The sequence below is a fragment of the Kitasatospora sp. NPDC002040 genome, from assembly GCF_040296785.1.
Lineage (GTDB): Bacteria > Actinomycetota > Actinomycetes > Streptomycetales > Streptomycetaceae > Kitasatospora.
In genome coordinates this window covers 995,053-1,014,512 of sequence record NZ_JBEOXV010000001.1, presented here as the reverse complement: position 1 = coordinate 1,014,512, position 19,460 = coordinate 995,053, and the positions used below count along the sequence as shown (strand labels likewise).

The 19,460-nt window shown below is 71.6% G+C and carries 17 protein-coding genes; 8 read left to right on the top strand and 9 right to left on the bottom strand.

Features of this window, described 5'->3' with window-relative positions; genetic code table 11:
* Window positions 1–5 precede the first annotated feature (5 nt).
* The 3 genes from ABT118_RS04895 to ABT118_RS04885 form a co-directional block, all read right to left on the bottom strand.
* Window positions 6–1,514 (bottom strand): ABC transporter ATP-binding protein, encoded by a 1,509-nt coding sequence (locus ABT118_RS04895; RefSeq protein ID WP_350645115.1) that lies wholly within the window; start codon window positions 1,512–1,514, stop codon window positions 6–8.
* Between the two features lie 326 nt (window positions 1,515–1,840).
* Window positions 1,841–2,896, bottom strand: coding sequence for a BMP family lipoprotein (locus tag ABT118_RS04890; protein WP_350644905.1), 1,056 nt, complete (start codon window positions 2,894–2,896; stop codon window positions 1,841–1,843).
* Window positions 2,897–3,115: 219 nt separating this feature from the next.
* Window positions 3,116–4,366, bottom strand: coding sequence for an amidohydrolase (locus ABT118_RS04885; RefSeq protein WP_502884464.1), 1,251 nt, complete (start codon window positions 4,364–4,366; stop codon window positions 3,116–3,118).
* A 452-nt stretch (window positions 4,367–4,818) separates the two neighbouring features.
* On the opposite strand from ABT118_RS04885, the gene ABT118_RS04880 reads away from it, so the two are divergent.
* On the top strand, window positions 4,819–5,559 hold the full coding sequence (locus tag ABT118_RS04880; RefSeq protein ID WP_350644903.1) for an SDR family oxidoreductase: 741 nt from the start codon (window positions 4,819–4,821) through the stop codon (window positions 5,557–5,559).
* A 306-nt stretch (window positions 5,560–5,865) separates the two neighbouring features.
* Entirely contained in the window at window positions 5,866–6,369 is a 504-nt protein-coding gene (locus ABT118_RS04875) for a 2-oxo-4-hydroxy-4-carboxy-5-ureidoimidazoline decarboxylase (protein WP_350644902.1), read from the top strand.
* A gap of 9 nt (window positions 6,370–6,378) precedes the next feature.
* Here ABT118_RS04875 and ABT118_RS04870 read toward each other — a convergent pair whose 3' ends face one another.
* Window positions 6,379–7,728: an MFS transporter gene (locus tag ABT118_RS04870; RefSeq protein ID WP_350644900.1), complete on the bottom strand. Its 1,350-nt coding sequence runs from the start codon at window positions 7,726–7,728 to the stop codon at window positions 6,379–6,381.
* Window positions 7,729–7,957: 229 nt separating this feature from the next.
* On the opposite strand from ABT118_RS04870, the gene ABT118_RS04865 reads away from it, so the two are divergent.
* From ABT118_RS04865 to ABT118_RS04845, 5 genes are all read left to right on the top strand, one after another.
* On the top strand, window positions 7,958–8,512 hold the full coding sequence (locus tag ABT118_RS04865) for a carboxymuconolactone decarboxylase family protein (RefSeq protein ID WP_350644898.1): 555 nt from the start codon (window positions 7,958–7,960) through the stop codon (window positions 8,510–8,512).
* A 325-nt stretch (window positions 8,513–8,837) separates the two neighbouring features.
* The gene (gene sdhC, locus ABT118_RS04860; RefSeq protein WP_350644897.1) at window positions 8,838–9,218 is read left to right on the top strand and encodes a succinate dehydrogenase, cytochrome b556 subunit; all 381 of its coding nucleotides are present in this window, start codon (window positions 8,838–8,840) and stop codon (window positions 9,216–9,218) included.
* A gap of 6 nt (window positions 9,219–9,224) precedes the next feature.
* Window positions 9,225–9,716, top strand: coding sequence for a succinate dehydrogenase, hydrophobic membrane anchor protein (gene sdhD, locus ABT118_RS04855; RefSeq protein WP_350644895.1), 492 nt, complete (start codon window positions 9,225–9,227; stop codon window positions 9,714–9,716).
* Window positions 9,717–9,744: 28 nt separating this feature from the next.
* Entirely contained in the window at window positions 9,745–11,487 is a 1,743-nt protein-coding gene (gene sdhA, locus ABT118_RS04850) for a succinate dehydrogenase flavoprotein subunit (protein WP_350644893.1), read from the top strand.
* Window positions 11,487–12,260: a succinate dehydrogenase iron-sulfur subunit gene (locus tag ABT118_RS04845; RefSeq protein WP_350644891.1), complete on the top strand. Its 774-nt coding sequence runs from the start codon at window positions 11,487–11,489 to the stop codon at window positions 12,258–12,260. Before sdhA ends, ABT118_RS04845 begins: the two co-directional genes overlap by 1 nt.
* A gap of 53 nt (window positions 12,261–12,313) precedes the next feature.
* On the opposite strand, the gene ABT118_RS04840 is transcribed toward ABT118_RS04845, so the two are convergent.
* Window positions 12,314–13,837 carry a hypothetical protein gene (locus tag ABT118_RS04840; protein ID WP_350644889.1) on the bottom strand — a complete coding sequence of 508 codons (1,524 nt, stop codon included), beginning with the start codon at window positions 13,835–13,837 and terminating at the stop codon, window positions 12,314–12,316.
* A 95-nt stretch (window positions 13,838–13,932) separates the two neighbouring features.
* Window positions 13,933–14,178: an SCO4848 family membrane protein gene (locus ABT118_RS04835; RefSeq protein WP_350644888.1), complete on the bottom strand. Its 246-nt coding sequence runs from the start codon at window positions 14,176–14,178 to the stop codon at window positions 13,933–13,935.
* A 130-nt stretch (window positions 14,179–14,308) separates the two neighbouring features.
* Between ABT118_RS04835 and ABT118_RS04830 the strand changes: the two genes are divergently transcribed.
* Window positions 14,309–15,508 carry a D-alanyl-D-alanine carboxypeptidase family protein gene (locus ABT118_RS04830; RefSeq protein ID WP_502884463.1) on the top strand — a complete coding sequence of 400 codons (1,200 nt, stop codon included), beginning with the start codon at window positions 14,309–14,311 and terminating at the stop codon, window positions 15,506–15,508.
* 34 nt (window positions 15,509–15,542) lie between these two features.
* Here ABT118_RS04830 and ABT118_RS04825 read toward each other — a convergent pair whose 3' ends face one another.
* From ABT118_RS04825 to ABT118_RS04815, 3 genes are all read right to left on the bottom strand, one after another.
* Window positions 15,543–16,460 carry a YihY/virulence factor BrkB family protein gene (locus ABT118_RS04825; protein ID WP_350644887.1) on the bottom strand — a complete coding sequence of 306 codons (918 nt, stop codon included), beginning with the start codon at window positions 16,458–16,460 and terminating at the stop codon, window positions 15,543–15,545.
* 86 nt (window positions 16,461–16,546) lie between these two features.
* Window positions 16,547–17,506, bottom strand: coding sequence for a class I SAM-dependent methyltransferase (locus ABT118_RS04820; RefSeq protein ID WP_350644886.1), 960 nt, complete (start codon window positions 17,504–17,506; stop codon window positions 16,547–16,549).
* A 140-nt stretch (window positions 17,507–17,646) separates the two neighbouring features.
* On the bottom strand, window positions 17,647–19,395 hold the full coding sequence (locus ABT118_RS04815; protein ID WP_350644885.1) for a hypothetical protein: 1,749 nt from the start codon (window positions 19,393–19,395) through the stop codon (window positions 17,647–17,649).
* Window positions 19,396–19,460: the final 65 nt, after the last annotated feature.

The window sequence follows — 19,460 nt, the reverse complement described above, 5'->3', positions numbered from 1 at the left end:
CGGGTTTACTCCCCCGCCTGGGTGTCGTCGGTCGGCAGCCCGGCCTCGGTGATCTCGGCCACGAAGGCCTGCGCCTCGGCCACCGCCTCCGGGTCCGACTCGATGTGGCCGCTGGCCGCACCGGTCATCGCGGTCCCCAGGTCCTCGGCCGTCACGGTGGCCGGGTCGGCGTCCGCGACCAGCCGGCCGCGGTAGATCACCCGGATGGTGTCGGAGAGGCCGATCAGCTCGTCCAGGTCGGCGGAGATCAGCAGCACCGCCAGGCCCTCGCGCTGGGCGGCCCGGATCTGCTCCCAGATCTGCGCCTGCGCGCCGACGTCCACACCGCGGGTCGGGTGCGAGGCGATCAGCAGCTTCGGCCGGTGGCTCATCTCGCGGCCGATGATCAGCTTCTGCTGGTTGCCGCCGGAGAGCGAGGCCGCGGTGACGTCGATGCCGGGGGTGCGGACGTCGTACTCCTCGACGATCCGCAGGGTGTCCTTGCGGGCCCCGGCCGGGTCCAGCAGCATGCCCTTGGAGTTGGGCCGCTCGGTCACGTGGCCGAGGATCCGGTTCTCCCAGAGCGGGGCCTCCAGCAGCAGGCCGTGCTTGTGCCGGTCCTCGGGGATGTAGCCGATGCCGGCCTCGCGGCGGGCCCGGGTCTGAGTGCCGGTCAGGTCCTTGCCGTCCAGCGTGACGGCGCCGCCGTCCAGCGGCAGCATGCCCATGATGGCCTCGACCAGCTCGGCCTGGCCGTTGCCCTCGACCCCGGCGATGCCGAGGATCTCGCCCTTGCGGATCCGCAGCGAGATGTCGTCCAGCACCACGCGCTCGATGCCCTCGGCGTCCGCCTTGGCGATCCGCAGCGCGTCGACCAGGAGCATCTCGGTCTCGGTGACGGTGGACTCGCGGCTCTCCGGCGAGGGGAGCTCGGCGCCGACCATCAGCTCGGCCAGCTGACGGGCCGTCACGGTGCGCGGGTCGGCGTCGCCGACCGTGGTGCCGCGGCGGATGACGCTGATCGCGTCGGCCACCGAGAGCACCTCGTGCAGCTTGTGCGAGATGAAGATGACCGTGACGCCCTCGGCCTTGAGCTCGCGGAGGTTCGCGAAGAGCGCGTCCACCTCCTGCGGCACCAGGACGGCGGTGGGCTCGTCCAGGATCAGGATCTTGGCGCCCCGGTAGAGCACCTTGAGGATCTCCACCCGCTGGCGGTCGGCCACGCCGAGGTCCTCGACCATCGCGTCCGGGCGGACGCCCAGGCCGTACTGGTCCGAGATCTCGCGGATCTTCGCCTTGGCCTTGGCTCCTATCCCGTGCAGCTTCTCGCCGCCCAGGACCACGTTCTCCCACACCGTCAGGTAGTCGGCCAGCATGAAGTGCTGGTGGACCATGCCGATGCCGCGCGCGATGGCGTCGCCGGGGGTGTTGAACTCGACCTGCTCGCCGTTGATGGCGATGGTGCCCTCGTCCGGCTTCTGCATGCCGTAGAGGATCTTCATCAGGGTCGACTTGCCGGCGCCGTTCTCACCCATCAGGGCGTGCACGGTGCCGGGGGCGACGGTGATGTCGATGTCGTGGTTGGCCACGACGCCGGGGAAACGCTTGGTGATGCCGCGCAGCTCGACGGCCGGTGTCGCCGTCCCCGCGCTGGGGTTGCCGCCCGCGGGGGTCGGGGCGGGTTCGGAAGCGGTGATGGCGATCTCCTGGTGGTCACAGGGCGCGTCGTTGCGCTGGAGAAGGCTTGGGGGAACGGATGGGGCCCGGCGGCGCGCGTCACGCGCGCCCCGCCGGGCCCCGCCCTGATGCTCTGTCAATCATGCGCGCTGCCCCGGAGGAGCAGCGGCAGGCTGAGCGAGTGTCAGCCGATGGTGGTCGGGATCTTGGTGGCACCCGAGGTGATGGCCGTGGTGGCCGCGTCCAGCTTCGCCTGGATGTCGGAGATGTAGCCGCCGGTGGTGGCCAGCGACACGCCCTTCTCCTTCAGGTCGAAGTTCTTGGCGCCCGTGATCGGGGTGCCCTTCTTGATGGAGTCGACGTAGGAGAACACCGCGGTGTCGACGTTCTTCACCATCGAGGTGAGGATGCGCTCCTTGTACTTGGCCAGGGCGGGCTGGGCGGCCTGGTCCGAGTCGACGCCGATGGCCCACTTCTTGGCGTTGAAGACGGCCTCGATGGCGCCGTTGCCGGAGGAGCCGGCGGCGGAGTAGATGACGTCCGCGCCCTTGTCGATCTGGCCCTGCGCCGCGTCCTTGCCCTTGCCCGGGTCGTTGAAGCCCGAGAAGTCCGGCGGGGTGGTGAGGTAGGTGGTCTCGATCTTGATGTCCGGGGTGACGGACTTGGCGCCCGCGGCGTAGCCGGCCTCGAACTTCTTGATCAGCTCGGACTGCACGCCACCGATGAAGCCGATGTGCTTGGCCTGGCTCTTCGAGGCGGCGGCGACGCCGGCCAGGTACGAGCCCTCCTGCTCCGAGAAGGTCAGCGAGGTGACGTTGACCGGCTGGGTGGTGGAGCCGGAGTCGATGATCGCGAACTTGACGTTCGGGTTGTCCTTGGCGACCTTCTCGACGGCGGCCTGGTAGACGAAGCCCACCGCGATGATCGGGTTGTAACCACCGGTCACCAGGGTCTTGAGACGGGTCTCCTTGTCGGCCTCGGCCTCACCGGTCTTGGCCTCGGCCTCGGTGGCCTGCACGCCGAGGTCGGACTTGGCCTTGTCCAGACCGCGGGCGGCGGAGTCGTTGAACGACTGGTCGCCACGGCCGCCGATGTCGTACGCCATGCCGACCTTGATGCCGGAGGCACCGGCGGCGGGGCTGGAGTTGGTCTCGTTGCTCTTTGCGCCGCAAGCGGCGAGCGAGGCCATGCCCAGGGAACCCGTGAGCACAACCGCGGCGAGCTTCATTGAACGGCGCAAGGGAGTTTCTCCTTCTCACACACCCGTTTGGCGTGGTCGAGCGCCACCGTAACGCGCGTAGAACACGGTTGTGTTACGGGCGGGAAGGCCATTCGGGTTGTTATCAAAACGTGGTGCTATGTCTGGACGAATCAGACATATGCCCAAGCTTGCCACATCCGAACGTCACTACTCCCTGGTAGTGCGCCGCCACTCTACGCCGAACCCGCCCTGATCACGTCAGACTCGGCCGTACTCCAGTGCCAGTGAGGCGAACAACTCGACCCCGATCGCGATCGCCCGCTCGTCCACGTCGAAACGTCCCTGGTGGAGGTCGCGGACGGTCGGGTCGTGCGGGCTCTTCACGCCGAGCCGGGCCAGCGCGCCGGGCGCGTGCTCCAGGTACCAGGAGAAGTCCTCGCCGCCCAGGCTCTGCTCGGTGTCCTCGACCACCGGGCCCGTGCCCGCCGCGAACCGGCCGGTCATCGCCGCCTCGAACTGGTCGATCGAGACGTGCTCGTTCACCACCGGCGGCACGCCCCGGCGGTAGTCCAGCGTCCACTTGGCCCGGTACAGCTCGGCCAGCTTGGCGGTCAGCTCGTGCAGCGCGTCCGGCGCCTCGCGCCAGCCGGCCAGCTCCAGGCACCGGACGGTGCCCTCCAGCTCGGCGTGCTGCGGGATCACGTTGGAGGCGGAGCCGGAGGCGATCCGGCCCCAGACCAGGCTGACGCCCCAGCGCGGGTCCATCCGGCGGGCCAGCGCCGGCGGCAGGTCGGAGGCCAGCCGGGCCACCGCGGTGATCAGGTCGGTGGTCAGGTGCGGGCGGGCGGTGTGGCCGCCGGGCCCGTCCAGGTGCACCAGCAGCTGGTCGCAGGCCGAGGTGATGGCGCCGACCTTGAGGCCGATCCGGCCGACCTGGACCTTGGGGTCGCAGTGCACCGCGAAGATCCGGCCCACCCCGGCCATCCCGCCCGCCTCGATCACGTCCAGCGCACCGCCGGGCATCATCTCCTCGGCGGGCTGGAAGATCAGCCGCACCGGCTGCTTCAGCTCCCTGGTGCGGACCGCCTGGGCCAGCACCAGCGCGGTGCCCAGCACCACCGAGGTGTGCACGTCGTGCCCGCAGGCGTGGGCCCGGCCCGGCAGGGTCGAGCGGTACGGCGCCTCGGTCTTGGCGTCGTCGATCGGCAGCGCGTCGATGTCGGCCCGGAAGGCCAGGAAGGGGGTGCCCGGCTTGCAGTCGACCGGCACGATGTCGACCGTCATCCCGGTGCCGCCCGGCAGCACCTTCGGCGTCAGCCCCGCGGCCAGCAGCCGCTCCCGGAGCAGCCGGGTGGTGCGGAACTCCTGCCGGCCCAACTCCGGGTGCCGGTGCAGGTCGCGGCGGAAGGCGACCAGCTCCGCCTGGTAGGCCCGTACCCGTGCGCGCAGGTCGGAGCCGGGGCGGGCAGGGGTGAGGGCGGCCTGAGCGGCGGGCTGAGGATCGTTCACCTCAACAAGACTAGGCCGGTGGTGGGGATTTGGCCCGACTTCCGGAGAAGTGGTCCCCGGATGGGCGCATACCGGCCCCGCAGGTGGGTATGACATACCGTTTCAGCCGCCTTCCCGGTGCTCGCTGACCTGTGCAACGAGCGGTCGGTGGGCAAGACACGGCGTGGGGCCCGCGGCGCGCGCCCCACGTTCAGCTGACGCCGGGTCAGAACCGCTCCGCCGGGGTGTACATGCCCCAGACCTCCGCAGTGGGCGGTGAGTTGGACCCCGGCGGTCCGGGTGTGGAAGCGCAGCATCTGCGACTTCGGGTTCCTCGCCGACCAGTTGGTACAGCAGCAGGAGCACCGGCGCGTCCGGGTCGGCAGGCCGAACGCGACGGGTGGACGGGTACTCCCCCGGCCGGGGGCGGTTGAGATGATCGGGGGAACGACCGGACAACAGGGGAGTGCAACATGACCGAGCGGAAGGTGGCCGTGGTCACCGGCGCCAGCAGTGGCATCGGTGCGGCGACGGCCCGACGGCTCGCGGCGGACGGCTTCGAGGTGGTGGTGACGGCCCGCCGCACCGAGCGGATCGAGGTCCTGGCCAAGGAGATCGGCGGGCGGGCCTACACCGTCGACGTGACCGACCGGGCCGCGGTGGACGCCTTCGCCGCCGAGGTCGGCCCGGTGGACGTCCTGGTCAACAACGCGGGCGGCGCGATCGGCGCGGAGAGCGTCGAGGCCGGCGACCCGGCCGACTGGCTGGCGATGTACCAGGTGAACGTGCTCGGCGTGCTGCACGTGACCCAGGCCCTGCTGCCCGCCCTGCGGGCGAGCGGCGACGGCACCGTGCTGGTGCTCAGCTCGACCGCGGCGCTGACCGCGTACGAGGGCGGCGGCGGGTACGTGGCGGCCAAGCACGCCGCGCACACCATCGCGGCCACGCTGCGGCTGGAGCTGTGCGGCGAGCCGATCCGGGTGATCGAGATCGCCCCCGGCATGGTGAAGTCCGAGGGCTTCGCGGTCACCCGCTTCCGCGGCGACGAGGAGAAGGCCGCCGCCGTGTACGCGGGCGTGGCCGAGCCGCTCAGCTCCGAGGACGTGGCCGACACCGTCTCCTGGGCGGTCACCCGCCCGCCGCACGTCAACATCGACCTGCTGGTGGTCCGGCCCCGCGCCCAGGCCGCCAACCACAAGGTGCACCGGGGCTGACGTCCGTCCGTCGGAGGGGTGGCCGGGCGGGTGGCCACCCCCTCCGAACATGACAACGTCACGACTTGATAGCTCGATCGAGTGAATTCGACGCGACCCCTCCTCAACTGACGAACGCTCAACTACCGTGGTGCCGCTGCCCGGGCGGTCCACGAGATGCCTGGTTCCGGGCCTCGCCGATCGGTCCTTCGCGCCACCGCAGACCACCTACGTTTCGTCTCTGGAGCATCTCCCCCTTCCCGCCCTCACGAGGAGGACCCGCTGTCCAGTGACATCCCGCCGCAACGGTTCGACCTGCCGCTGCTGGTGCCGTCCCTGCTCGGGCTTCACCGTTTCAACGAGGCCGACCCCGGCGCCGCCGAGGAGGCCCTGCTGGCCTGTTGCGGCAGCCACCGCTGGGCGCTTCGGCTCACCGCCCACCGCCCCTACCCCGACATAGAGTCCCTGTTGGCCGCCGCCAGCGAGGCCTCCTACGACCTGCGCCCGGCCGACCTGGCCGAGGCGCTGGCGGACGAGAGCTGGATGCCGCAGCCGCTGGTCGGCATGCGCGCACCCGGCAGCCAGGCCGCGCACACCGCCCTGCGGGCCGCCCACGCCGCGTACGAGGCGCGCTTCGGCCACGTCTTCGTGGTCTGCCTGGACGGCGTCGACCCGGAGGAGATGCTCGACACCGTCCTCACCTCGGTCCGGACCAGGCTGGCCAACGACCCGGACGAGGAGCGGCTGGTGGCGGCCGACGAGCTCCGCCGGATCGCCCTGACCCGGCTGGAGCACCTGGTCGCCGCCGCCACCACCCGGTCGAGCAACTGACCGCCGGTGTCAGGCGGTTGACCCTGCCGCCGTGACCACGGCAGCACCGTCGCCCGGCCCGGCCGCCCGGATCCCCGGGTGGTCGGCCGGCGGCCGGTCGCCCCGGGCGCCGGCCGCCGCCGGCAGCGCCAGCAGGACCGCCACCGCCATGCCGCCGGCGAACCAGCCCGAGGCGCCCCGCTCGGCCAGCCAGGTGGCCGAGGCCGGCCCGGCCGCGCCGAGCACCGCCGTGGTCAGGGCGTACGGCAGACCGATGCCCAGCGCCCGGACCTCCGGCGGGAAGGACTCGGAGAGGATCTTGGGCAGCACCGTGGTGACGCACATCAGGTAGACCACCCCGCTGCCGTAGGTCACCAGCAGGCTGAACACCTCGCCGCTCAGGGTCAGGTAGGTCCAGGAGCCCGCCACCGCGAAGCCGCAGCTGGCCACCACCAGCAGCCGGACCGCGCCGATCCGGTCGGCGAGCAGCCCCAGCGGCACCGCCGCCAGCATCATCACGCCGGTGACGCAGACCACCACCCAGAACATCGTGCCCGGCGCGGCCAGCCGCTGGCCCGTCGCCGGGATCACCGCGGTCCAGGTGTTGCCCACCGCGCCCACGCCCGCGACGAACAGCACCGAGCGCAGCACCCGGCGCCAGTGGCTCCGGGCCAGCACCCGCAGCGACCCTCGGGACGGCCGGGTCAGGACCTCCCGCCGGAACACGTCCGTCTCGCTGAGCCGGTTCCGGAGCAGCAGCAGGACCAGGCCGAACACCCCGCCCACCAGGAACGGCACCCGCCAGCCCCAGTCGGCCAGCGCCCCGGTGCCGAGCGCGGCGGTCAGGGCGCCGCCCAGCAGCGACGCGGTGAAGGCGCCGGCCACCGTACTGAGCGCGAACAGGCTGCCGTGGAAGCAGCGGCGCTCCCGGGGTGCCAGCTCCATCAGGTAGGCGACCGCGCTCGGCCACTCGCCGCCGTGCGAGACGCCCTGGGCGATCCGGGCGAGCAGCAGCACGACCGGCGCCGCCAGCCCGGCCTGCTGATAGGTCGGGGCGACACCGATCAGCACCGACCCGCCGGTCATCAGCGCGATCGACAGCATCAGCGCCCGGCGCCGGCCCCGGCGATCGGCGAAGCGGCCGAGCAGCACCCCGCCCAACGGCCGCGCCAGCACACCGATTCCGAGTACCGCGAACACCCCGAGCAGGGCCGTGACCGGGTTGGCGGACGGGAAGAACTTCACCGCGAAGATCGGCGCGAACAGCCCGTAGCCCAGCCAGTCGAAGGACTCGACGAAGTTGCCCACCACCGTGGCGGCGACCGAACGGCGGTCCGGCCCCGGCGGCTGCGGAAGGTGCGGGGCGGAGTGCTGCGGCATGGGTGCTCCCGAGGTGTGCCAGGGGTGGGCCGGGCGGCCGGGGAACACAGTCGGGGGCCTCGGCGAAGCGTGTCTTCTTCCATCGTGCCGAGCTCCGGAAAACCTCGAAGTAGCTGCTTTCCGGCGGAAGTTGACGGCAATCTGGAAGAGGCGCGACCGGGTGCCGCCCCAGCAGGATGACCCGGTTGTCCCCGACCGCGAAGCCGACCGTCGAAGGAGAGTCGATTCCATGCCGCACATCGCGATCCCGGGCCGCCGCCCGGGGATCGGTGGCCTGATGGCGAGCAAGCCCGCCTCGGGGCGCCTGCTCAGTGAGCTCGCCCAGCAACTGCTCCGGGGCGACTCCCCGCTCAGCGTGGGCGAGCGGGAGCTGATCGCCGCCTACGTCTCCTCCCGCAACGAGACCCGTTACTGCACCGGCTCGCACAGCGCGGCGGCCGCCCATGCCCTGGGCGGTGACTACGAGTTGGTGGACGCCGTGAAGAAGGACCCGGCCACCGCGCCGGTCGACGAACGGACCCGCGCGCTGCTGGCGATCGCCGCCAAGGTGCAGGGCGACGCCCGGAACGTCACCGCGGAGGACGTCGCGGCGGCCCGGGCGGCGGGCGCGGACGACGAGGCGATCCACGACGCGGTGCTGGTCGCGGCGGCGTTCTGCATGTTCAACCGGTACGTCGACGGCCTCGACGCGATCCTCCCGGAGGACTCCGCCGACTACGACGAGATCGGTGCGGCCCTGGTGACCCGGGGCTACGTCGCCGGGCGGGACTGGACGCGGGACTGAAGGCGGCCGGGGCGGAGCCGTCACCTCGCCGGATTCATTCGTCAGGGTGAACCCGACGGCCGCATCGGCTCCCGCCCCGCCGCCGCCCCGGTGCGGCAGGTGAGTCGGCGTCAGGAGGGCGGCCGCCGCAGCGCGGGCGATCGTCACGCAGTGTCACAATCGGGGCGCCGATTAGGCCGTGCGTGCCTGATTGATCACACCTGACACCCCCGGAGGCGGTTGGCCACGGCGCGTCGATAGGATGCTGGCGGCCGGAGGACCGTACCGGCCGGGCTGACCGACACCGAAGCCGGCCGAGCCCCCAATCGCTTCCGGAGGGTTTTCCGTGCCGGCTGGAACGCTGTACCGCGGCCGGGAAGGCATGTGGAGCTGGGTGGCTCATCGAGTCACCGGTGTCCTCATCTTCTTCTTCCTGTTCGCCCATGTCCTTGACACCGCCTTGGTGCGGGTGTCGCCCGAGTCCTACGACACCGTCATCGAGACGTACAAGAACCCGCTGGTGAACCTGATGGAGTACGGCCTCACCGCCGCCATCCTGTTCCACGCGCTCAACGGTCTGCGGGTCATCGCCGTGGACTTCTGGTCCAAGGGCCCGAAGCTCCAGAAGCAGATGCTGTGGACCGCTGTCGGTGTCTGGGTCGTCCTGATGGCCGGTGCCTTCTACCCGATCCTCCAGCACACTCTTCGCACCTGGTTCGGGGGCTGATCCGCGATGGCTACTGAGACCAACGAGACCCTGGTGGTCCCCTCGCTCCAGGCCCACACGGGCCAGGGCCTGGGTACCGGCAACCCCGCCGACGCCTTCGTCGTCGAGCCCCCGCGTGCGCGTACCAAGAAGACCCCTCGGCGTACCCGCACCAACTTCGAGATGCTCGCCTGGCTGTTCATGCGCCTGTCGGGTGTCCTGCTGGTCGTGCTGATCCTCGGTCACCTGCTGATCATGCTGGTGCTCGACGGCGGCGTGTCGAAGATCAACTTCGCCTTCGTGGCCGGTCGCTGGGCCTCGCCGTTCTGGCAGGGCTGGGACCTGCTGATGCTGTGGCTCGCCATGCTGCACGGCAGCAACGGCATGCGCACGGTCATCAACGACTATGCGGAGAAGGACTCCACCAGGCTGTGGCTGAAGACCCTGATGGGCGCCGCGACCGTCTTCACGGTCCTGCTCGGCACCCTGGTGATCTTCACCTTCGACCCGAACATCTAATCGGCCAGCCAGAGGCGACGAAGACCCCATGCAGATTCACAAGTACGACACCGTCATCGTCGGCGCCGGTGGCGCAGGCATGCGCGCGGCCATCGAGTCGACCCAGCGCAGCCGCACCGCGGTGCTGACCAAGCTTTACCCCACCCGGTCCCACACCGGCGCGGCCCAGGGCGGCATGTGCGCCGCCCTCGCCAACGTCGAGGAGGACAACTGGGAGTGGCACACCTTCGACACGGTCAAGGGTGGTGACTACCTGGTCGACCAGGACGCCGCCGAGATCATGTGCAAGGAGGCCATCGACGCCGTTCTCGACCTGGAGAAGATGGGTCTCCCCTTCTCCCGCACCGAGCAGGGCCGGATCGACCAGCGCCGCTTCGGCGGCCACACCCGCAACCACGGTGAGGCGGCCGTCCGCCGCTCCTGTTACGCGGCCGACCGCACCGGTCACATGATCCTGCAGACGCTGTTCCAGAACTGCGTCAAGCACGGCGTCGAGTTCTTCAACGAGTTCTACGTCCTGGACCTGCTGATCAACGACGGCAAGACCGCGGGCGTCGTCGCCTACGAGCTGGCCACCGGCGAGATCCACGTCTTCCAGGCCAAGTCGGTCGTCTTCGCCTCCGGCGGCACCGGCAAGTTCTTCAAGGTGACCTCCAACGCGCACACCCTCACCGGTGACGGCCAGGCGCTGGTCTACCGCCGCGGCCTGCCGCTGGAGGACATGGAGTTCTTCCAGTTCCACCCGACGGGCATCTGGCGGATGGGCATCCTGCTCACCGAGGGCGCCCGCGGCGAGGGCGGCATCCTGCGCAACAAGGACGGCGAGCGCTTCATGGAGCGCTACGCCCCGGTCATGAAGGACCTCGCGTCCCGTGACGTCTGCTCGCGCGCGATCTACACCGAGATCCGCGAGGGTCGCGGCTGCGGTCCGGACGGCGACCACGTCTACCTGGACCTGACGCACCTTCCGCCGGAGCAGCTCGACGCCAAGCTCCCGGACATCACCGAGTTCGCCCGGACCTACCTCGGCATCGAGCCCTACACGGACCCGATCCCGATCCAGCCCACCGCGCACTACGCCATGGGCGGCATCCCGACCAACGTCGAGGGCGAGGTGCTGCGCAACAACACCGACGTGGTGCCCGGCCTCTACGCGGCCGGCGAGGTGGCCTGCGTCTCGGTGCACGGCGCCAACCGCCTGGGCACCAACTCGCTGCTCGACATCAACGTCTTCGGCAAGCGGGCCGGCATCGCCGCCGCCGACTACGCGCAGACCGTCGAGTACACCGAGCTCCCCGACAACCCGGCCGAGAAGGTCATCGGGATCATCGAGGGCCTCCGCGACTCCGAGGGCACCGAGTCGGTCGCGCAGATCCGCAAGGAGCTGCAGGAGACCATGGACACCAACGCCATGGTCTACCGCACCGGCGAGACCCTCAAGCAGGCCGTGGCGGACATCGCCGGGCTGCGCGAGCGGTACAAGCACGTGGCGATCCAGGACAAGGGCCAGCGCTACAACACCGACCTGCTGGAGGCCGTCGAGCTGGGCAACCTGCTCGACCTGGCCGAGGTGCTGGCCGTCTCCGCACTGGCTCGTGAGGAGTCGCGCGGCGGTCACTACCGCGAGGACTTCCCGACCCGTGACGACGTGAAGTTCATGCAGCACACCATGGCGTACCAGGAGGTCGCCGCGGACGGCACCACCTCGATCCGCCTCGACTACAAGCCGGTCGTCACGACCCGCTACCAGCCGATGGAGCGTAAGTACTGATGAGCACTCCTACCGTGGAGAAGCACTCGGCCGCTCTGGACGCGGTCGAGGCCGGCGGCGACAAGCTGATCACCGTCACCATCCGGATCCGCCGGTTCAACCCGGAGGAGCTGCCGGACCCGGTGTGGGTCGACTACCAGCTGGAGATGGACCCGAAGGAGCGCGTCCTGGACGCGCTCAACAAGATCAAGTGGGAGCAGGACGGCACCCTCACCTACCGCCGTTCCTGCGCGCACGGCATCTGCGGCTCCGACGCGATGCGGATCAACGGCCGCAACCGGCTGGCGTGCAAGACCCTGCTGAAGGACGTCAACCCGGAGAAGCCGATCACGATCGAGGCCATCAAGGGCCTGACGGTCCTCAAGGACCTGATCGTGGACATGGACCCGTTCTTCCAGGCGTACAAGGACGTCATGCCGTTCCTGATCACCAACGGGAACGAGCCGACCCGCGAGCGCCTGCAGAGCGCCGAGGACCGCGAGCGGTTCGACGACACCACCAAGTGCATCCTGTGCGCCGCGTGCACCTCGTCCTGCCCGGTGTTCTGGAACGACGGCCAGTACTTCGGCCCGGCGGCCATCGTCAACGCGCACCGCTTCATCTTCGACTCGCGCGACGAGGGCGGCGAGCAGCGCCTGGAGATCCTGAACGACCGTGAGGGCGTGTGGCGCTGCCGCACCACCTTCAACTGCTCCGAGGCCTGCCCGCGTGGCATCGAGGTCACCAAGGCGATCCAGGAAGTGAAGCGGGCCCTGGTGACCCGCCGCTTCTAGTCGCCACGTGCCGAGGGCCCGTCCGGTGTTCCGGACGGGCCCTCAGCTTTTGGCTACTTGAGCAGCCCGCGGTCCTTCGGGTTGGTCACCCCGGTGAAGGTCAGCAGGTGCCGGTCGGCGGTGACGGCGTAGAGGTTGCCGTCGGCCGAGCTGTCCAGGGTCGGGTACGCGGCGACCGGGAAGGTGCCGACCACGGTGCCCGCCGCCGGGGCGGCCAGGGCGGTGAAGTCGTACGTGCCGTCGGCGGCCTTCGGGACGGCGTACTCCCGGAGCTGACCGGTCGCCAGCTCGCGCGAGCGCAGGGTGAGCGACCCGTCGGCGGCGACGGCCGGCTCGATCACCTGGTAGCCGGCCCAGGCGGCGCCGGTGCTCAGCTTCTTGGACGCCCAGAAACGGTTGTTCCCCGGCTCGGTGAACAGCAGGAGGTCGCCGTCCTCAACGCTGAGCACCGAGGAGCCCGGATACTGGTCGAGGGTGCCGAGACCGGCCAGCTGGGTGGCGTGGCTCCAGTTGGACGCGATGCCCGGGGTGTCGGTCGGGCGGCGACCACCGAGTACAGGTCCGTTCGAGAACTCGCCCAGGTCGAAGTTCCGGTAGAAGTACAGGGACCCGTTGCCGGGAGACAGTGCCAGCAGATCACTGACCGGGTAGTGGTTCTCGTAGCCCCGGTTCACCACCTCGGCCCCGGCCCAGCTCACCCCACCTGGTGACCTCTGTGCCGCGATGAGCGACGACGGCGTGGTGCCGGTGCCGTCCGTGCTGATCACCTGGAGGTTGCCCGCCAGGTCCGGCAGCAGGATGTCCGGGACGCCGTCGCCGTCCACGTCGCCCGGGGCGCTCACCGGGTTCGGGTTCGACGGGGCGTAGAAGGTGTAGCTGACCGGCTGGGCGACGTTGCCCGCGTCGTCGGTGGCCTGGACGGTGAGCACGTTGGTGCCCCACTGCCTGGGCTTCAGCTGCACGGTGAGGCTGCCGTCCGGGCCGGCCGGGGCCTGGCACGGGGAGCCGACGCTGAGGGTGCCGTTCAGGACGTACTGGTAGCAGGTCGCGCCCTCGGCCCGGAAGGTGAAGGAGCCGGTCTGCCCCGCGTACTTCTGCGGGGTCTGGCCGCTGTTCGAGGCCGGGAAGTCGGTGGAGGAGACCACCGGGCCGGTGGGGGCGCTGACGTCCACCCGGAAGTGGCACTTGGGGGTGGGCTTGCCGCCGCCTGCGGGCCAGTAGCGCCAGGCGTAGGTGTGACCGTCCGTCAGACCGGTGGGGGCTGCGGAGAGCAGGCCGTCGACGGCGGGGACGGACTGGTCGAAGAGCTTGCCGCCGCTGGTCTCGTCCCAGAGCGCGTAGCGGGCCTGGGTCCCGGTGGTTCGGGCGGTGAGCACCGGTGCGGTGGTGCCGACGAAGCCGGGCACGGTGGTGTCGTCGCAGGCGTCCGTACGGGCTCCGGTGGAGGCGAAGCCGGGTGCGGGGACGGCGTGCGGTTCGGTGACGGCGGAGCCGGCCGCGGAGGCGGCCGGTGCGGAGAGCAGACCGGCCGCGAGGGCGACGGCGGCGGCGGAGGTCAGCAGCCGTGCGGAGTACATCTGGATAACCCACCCCTGGAGAGGAATTGGGGTGCGTCGTGTACGCCCCCCGGCGGGATCCTGGCAGTCCCGCCGGGTGGGGGCAACGGTATTTCTCAGCCGCGGCGCAGGGTCCGCAGACTGCGCACGCCGATGCCGCCGACGGCGAGGCCGAGGGCCAGCGAGGTGACGGTCAGCAGGAGGTGGACCCAGAAGAAGGCGGTCGGGCGGGAGTGGTCGCCGTCGGTGAAGGCCTGGCCGCCGGAGTCCTTCCAGAGGTTCTTCAGGAAGGTGGTCCAGATGATCACCGACCAGACGCCGAAGGCGGTGAGGAACCAGGAGGTGCGGCGGCCGAGCTTCATGCGGGTGAGTCCTTTCCGGGGGTCGGGTCCAGTATGCGGAGTGGGCCGGTCGGCCCAAGCAGCGGCACTCGTCCGGAGGACGATGGCGGCGCGGCGGGCCGGTGGCCGAACGTCCGGGTACGGTCCGTGGGTGCCCACACACCGTCACTTCGTCCACCGGTGCGCCGCGGTGGCCGCCGTCGTCTCGCTCTGCTCCGCCGGGGTGCCCCGGCAGGAGCCGCCGCCGGTGTCCGCAGTCGGCGGCGAGCGGCTGGGGCAGCCGGGAGTGCAGCTGGCGCCGCTGGCCGGGGCGCCCGCGCTGCCGGCCGCGCTGACCGGGCAGTCCTGGGTGGTGGCGGACGCGAAGAGCGGCGAGGTGCTCGCGTCGAGCAACGCGCACCTGCGGCTGCCGCCGGCCAGCACGCTGAAGATGCTGTTCGCCGACACGGTGCTGCCCAAGCTGGACAAGAACACCGTGCACCGGGTGACCGACGCCGAACTGGCCGGCATGGGCCACGGCAGCAGCATGGTGGGGATCAAGGAGAACCTGGACTACCGGGTGGAGGACCTGTGGCGCGGGGTGTTCCTGAGCTCGGGCAACGACGCGGTCCGGGTGCTGGCGCACATGAACGGCGGCATCGCCGCGACGGTGGCCCAGATGCAGGCCAGGGCGAAGGCGCTGGGGGCCGAGGACACCCAGGTGGTGACGCCGGACGGGTACGACACCGACGGGCAGGTCTCCTCGGCGTACGACCTGACGCTGTTCGCCCGGGCGGGCCTGGCCAACCCGGACTTCCGGGTCTACTGCGGCACCCGGGACGCGCAGTTCCCCGGCCTGGTGGACAAGGCCACCGGGCAGCGCGGCAGCTTCGGCATCGCCAACACCGACCGGCTGCTGGGCAAGTACCAGGGGCTGATCGGGGTGAAGAACGGCTACACCACCAACGCCGGGGCCACCTTCACCGGAGCGGCCGAACGGGGCGGGCGGACCCTGCTGGTGACGGTCATGCACCCGGCCGGCTACCAGCAGGTCTACGACGAGACGGCGGCCCTGCTGGACTGGGGCTTCGCCGCGGCCGGGAAGGTCACCCCGGTCGGGCGGCTGACCGACGCCTCGGGCGCCGCGGCGGCGGCGCCCGCCGAACCGCCGCAGGCCGCCCCGGTGGAGCCGTCGGACCAGTCGGGGCGGGCGGACCGGGCCGGCCAGGAGGGCCAGCAGCTGCAGGCCGTGCACGCGGTCGGGGGCGGCATCGGCTGGCCCGGCTGGCTGGCCGCCGGGCTCTGCCTGTCCGCCGTGGCCGCGGCCGTGCTCTGGATCAGGCGCCCGCGCCGATCGGGCCCCGCCGCCTGATCCGACTGGCCCGGCTGATCCACCTGATCCGGCGTCAGCCCGGCTCGGCCGCGCTCTCCAGCATCGCGTCGGCCTTCGCCCTGGTCCTGGCCCGGGCGGCGGCCGGATCGGCCAGCGCGGTCCAGGAGGCGCAGAACAGCAGCAGCCGGCAGACGAAGTTGATCCAGAGCAGCAGCGCGACCGGGACGCCGAAGGCGCCGTACAGGCTCTTGCCCGCGACCGAGCCCAGGTAGGACGAGAGCAGCAGCTTGAGCAGCTCGAAGCCGACCGCGCCGATCAGCGCGCCCTCGAGCAGGGATCGGCGCCGCTGCTGCTCGGTGATCCGGGGGAACGGGCCGAGCAGGTAGGCGAACAGCAGCAGGTCGGCGCCGACCGCGATCAGGAATCCGATCACACTCAACAGCCAGCCCACGCCGTCGAGTTCGAGCCAGTCGGCGGCCCGCCGGGCCAGCGTGGTGGCCAGTGCGGAGGCGCCCAGCGAGACCGCCGAGACCAGGCCGAGGCCGAGCAGTACGGCGCAGTCCCAGAGCTTGCGGAGCACCATGTTGCCCGGCTCGGCGGGGAGCCGCCAGACCTCGCGGATCGACCCCCTTATGGTGTCCACCCAGCCCAGGCCGGAGATCAGCAGCAGCACGCCGCTGATCAGTCCGACCGTCCCGGCGTTGGCCACCAGCGAGGGCAGGTCGAGCGAGTCCGCCAGGCCGGGCAGCTGGTCGGCGATGTCCTGCTGGAGCTGCTCCACCCGGCTGTCCGTCAGGGTGGCCACCGCGATCGCCAGGGCCACGGTGAGCAGCGGGAAGAGCGCCAGGAAGCCGAAGAAGGTGACCGCCCCGGCCAGCCGATTGCCCTGCACCTCGGTGAAGTGCGCGTACACCAGCCAGGGGCGGCTGCGCAGCAGCCGGGCGGCGATCGGGCCGATCACCGGGAGCTTGGTCAGGAATTCCACGGTCACCCTTGCCGGTCGGGTCCGGATCGTCCGGTCCCCTGTATACCGGTCGGAGCGGCCGGGCGAGCGGAAACGCTCCGGTCGACGGGGGCTCAGTTCCCCCGGCGGGCCCGCCGGACGGCCGCGGTGACCACCGGCGGCAGCAGGTCGGCGGCCATCCGCTTGGCCACCGCAGCGGGACGGCGGGCGGCGGCGGCCTTGGCCCGGCGGACGGTGAGCTGCTCGGCCGCCTCCTGGGTGGCGCGGGCGGCGGCCTCCCGGGCGAGCCGGTCGTGGTGCCGGGAGACCGGGAAGTCCCGGATCCGCTCGGGCTGGCCGGCGAGCCTGAGCACCCGCTGTCCGGCGATGGTGTCGACCTGGACCAGGCAGCCGGGGGCGCCGCCGGAGCTGGCCAGCAGGGCCTCCTGGGCCGGGAGCGGGTCGCCCCAGGTGCCGTAGAACTTGCACTCGGTCAGCAGGATCGGCCGCAGGCCGTGGTTGAAGACCGCCTCCCAGGTGGCGGCCGCCACGCCCGGGGTGTGCGCGGAGCGGTAGTCGTCCAGCACCAGCACCCCGGCCTTCGCCAGTGCGGCCCGGGCGACCTTGATGTCCCCCGCCACGTGCTCGTACAGGTGCGAGGCGTCCACGTGCGCGAACCGGCAGCTGCCGGCCGGGATCCGGTCGTCGGCCAGCACCGAGGTGGGGGCCTGGATCAGCTCGGGCAGCCGGTCGTGGAAGGCCAGGTAGTTGACCTCGAAGGCGTCCCGGGTGAGGGTCTTGCGGTAGGACATGGCCATCTCGGCCGAGTTCTCGTCGTCCGGGGCCTCGGAGTCGAACAGGTCGCAGACCGTGAACCGCTCGCCGGGCTGGAGGTGACGGCCCATCACGATCGCACTGCGGCCGAGGTAGGCCCCGAGCTCCAGCAGGTCGCCACCGGTGCCGGCCTCCCGCTGACGGTCCAGGAACCACTCGAAGGCGTGTCGGTCCAGATCCCAGAACCAGCCCGGCACGTCGCCCAGGACTGCCGGTTCGACGATTCCGGGGGTCTCGGTGGTCGCGGTGCTTCCGGTCATCGGGTACTCCTCACAGCTGCACGGCCGACCGCCACGGACGGCCCAACCGGAGCAACGAGACGGGTCCCTCCGGGTGACCGCCCGTACCGGGTGAGCTTCGGTACGGGCGGTTGACCGGGTTCACCCGCGGCAGCGCGGGTTCACCCGGTCGGCGGCCGACCGCCGCAGTAGGCGGTCCAGTTGGCGTATGAGACGTTGCCGCACCAGATCCTGGTGTCCAGGCTGTCCTTGGGGCGGGTGTACCCGCGCGGGGCGCCGCAGCGGTGCCCCGGGGCGTACAACGGGCAGCTGCCGTCGGCGCGTTGCAGGGTGTGCGAGCGCCAGGCGTCCAGGCCCATGGTGAGCCGCTCCGGGCCGACCGGCATGTAGCGGTTGGCCGACCAGGAGCCGGCCATCGCGCCGAACAGCATCAGCCCGCCGAGCGAGCCCGCCGCCAGCCGCCGCCCGAGGTGGCGGGGCAGCCGGACCGGCCGGTCCGCCGTCGACCGCCGCCAGAGCGAGCCCACCCCCTCCCCGGCCATCAGCACGGCCAGCACCAGCAGGGTGAGCAGCGTGTACAGGATCAGCCAGCTGGTGCGGGGGTACAGCATCACCGCCTGGTCGCGCTGCATGTGCCCGGCGAACCAGAACCTGAGCATCCACGCGCTGCCCAGGCAGGCCAGCGCAGCCACCACGGCCGGACGGCGCAGCCCGAGCGCCAGCGCCACCCCGACGCCCGCCAGCAGCACCAGGGTGAAGCCGCTCTGCCCGGCCAGGTCGCCGGGCGGCGGCCAGGACCCCCAGTCGGCCAGCCCGGGCCGGTCGTAGCGCCAGCCCATCACGTAGGCCGGGTCGACGTAGACGTCGAAGTAGGCGTAACGGTCCACCGTGCCAGTGCCGTTGGTGGCCATCCGGTACAGCGAGGGCCAGGCCACCGCCGCGGCGGCCAGCCCGGTGGCGCCGAGCAGGACGGCGGCCCGGGTCAGGGCCCGGCGGCCGCGCCGCCACGGGACGAGGGCGAGCACCGCGACCAGGACCCCCGGGGCGGACCAGACGAACCAGCCGGAGTAGAGCAGGTAGAGCAGGCCGAACAGCGCGCCGAGCCCGGCCCCGCGCAGCGCCGCCGCCCGGACCGGCCGCCCGGCCGCCCGGGTCAGCTCGGTGAGCAGCCGGCCGAACAGCGGGACCAGCATCACCATCACCAGGTGGCTGTACGGGCGGATCGGGTCGAGGAAGAGGATCGAGGCGGGCAGGGCCACCGCGAGCGCCCAGACCGGCCGGAGCAGACTGCGCCAGGCCAGGTAGCAGAGCGGTCCGAAGGCGGCGCTGAGCAGCAGTTGGAGGTCCTTCAGGGCGAAGCCGACCTGGTTGTGGTGGAAGAGCTTGGCCCAGCCCCCCAGCAGCACGATGAAGCCCGGCGGGTAGAGGTCGGGGATGCCCTCGCCGCGCAGGAAGGACATCGCGTAGCCCTCCAGCGTTCCGGGGTCGCCGTCCTGGCCGCCGATCCCCCAGGGCGTGCCGCGCAGGGCGACCGCGATGCCGCCCGCCACGATGCCGGTGCCCAGGCCGGCCAGTGCCGCGCAGCCGAGCCGCAGCACCAGCCGGTAGCGGTGCGGGCTCCACCGGTGCGCGGCGTACAGCACCAGGCCGAGCACCGGCAGTGCGACCAGGGCGGCCCGGAACTGCAGCCGGGCCAGCCCGCTCACCTGGCCGATCCGGATCATCGGGTCCACGTGGATGTTGCGGGCCCAGACCATGAAGCAGATCCCGACGGCCAGCGCGACGGCGCCCTCGGCCGAGACGGCGAGCAGGCGGTGGGAGCGGACGGGCGAGGGCGGCCGCGGTGGCGGCGGTTCGAGCGGGATGGCCTGGGCGGGCAGCGTGGCTGCCCCGGTGGCGGTGTCCGACATGGTGGTTCGCTTCCGGTGGGGTCGGGACCGGACTCCCGCACGGCGGCACCGGGCAGTCCTCCGGT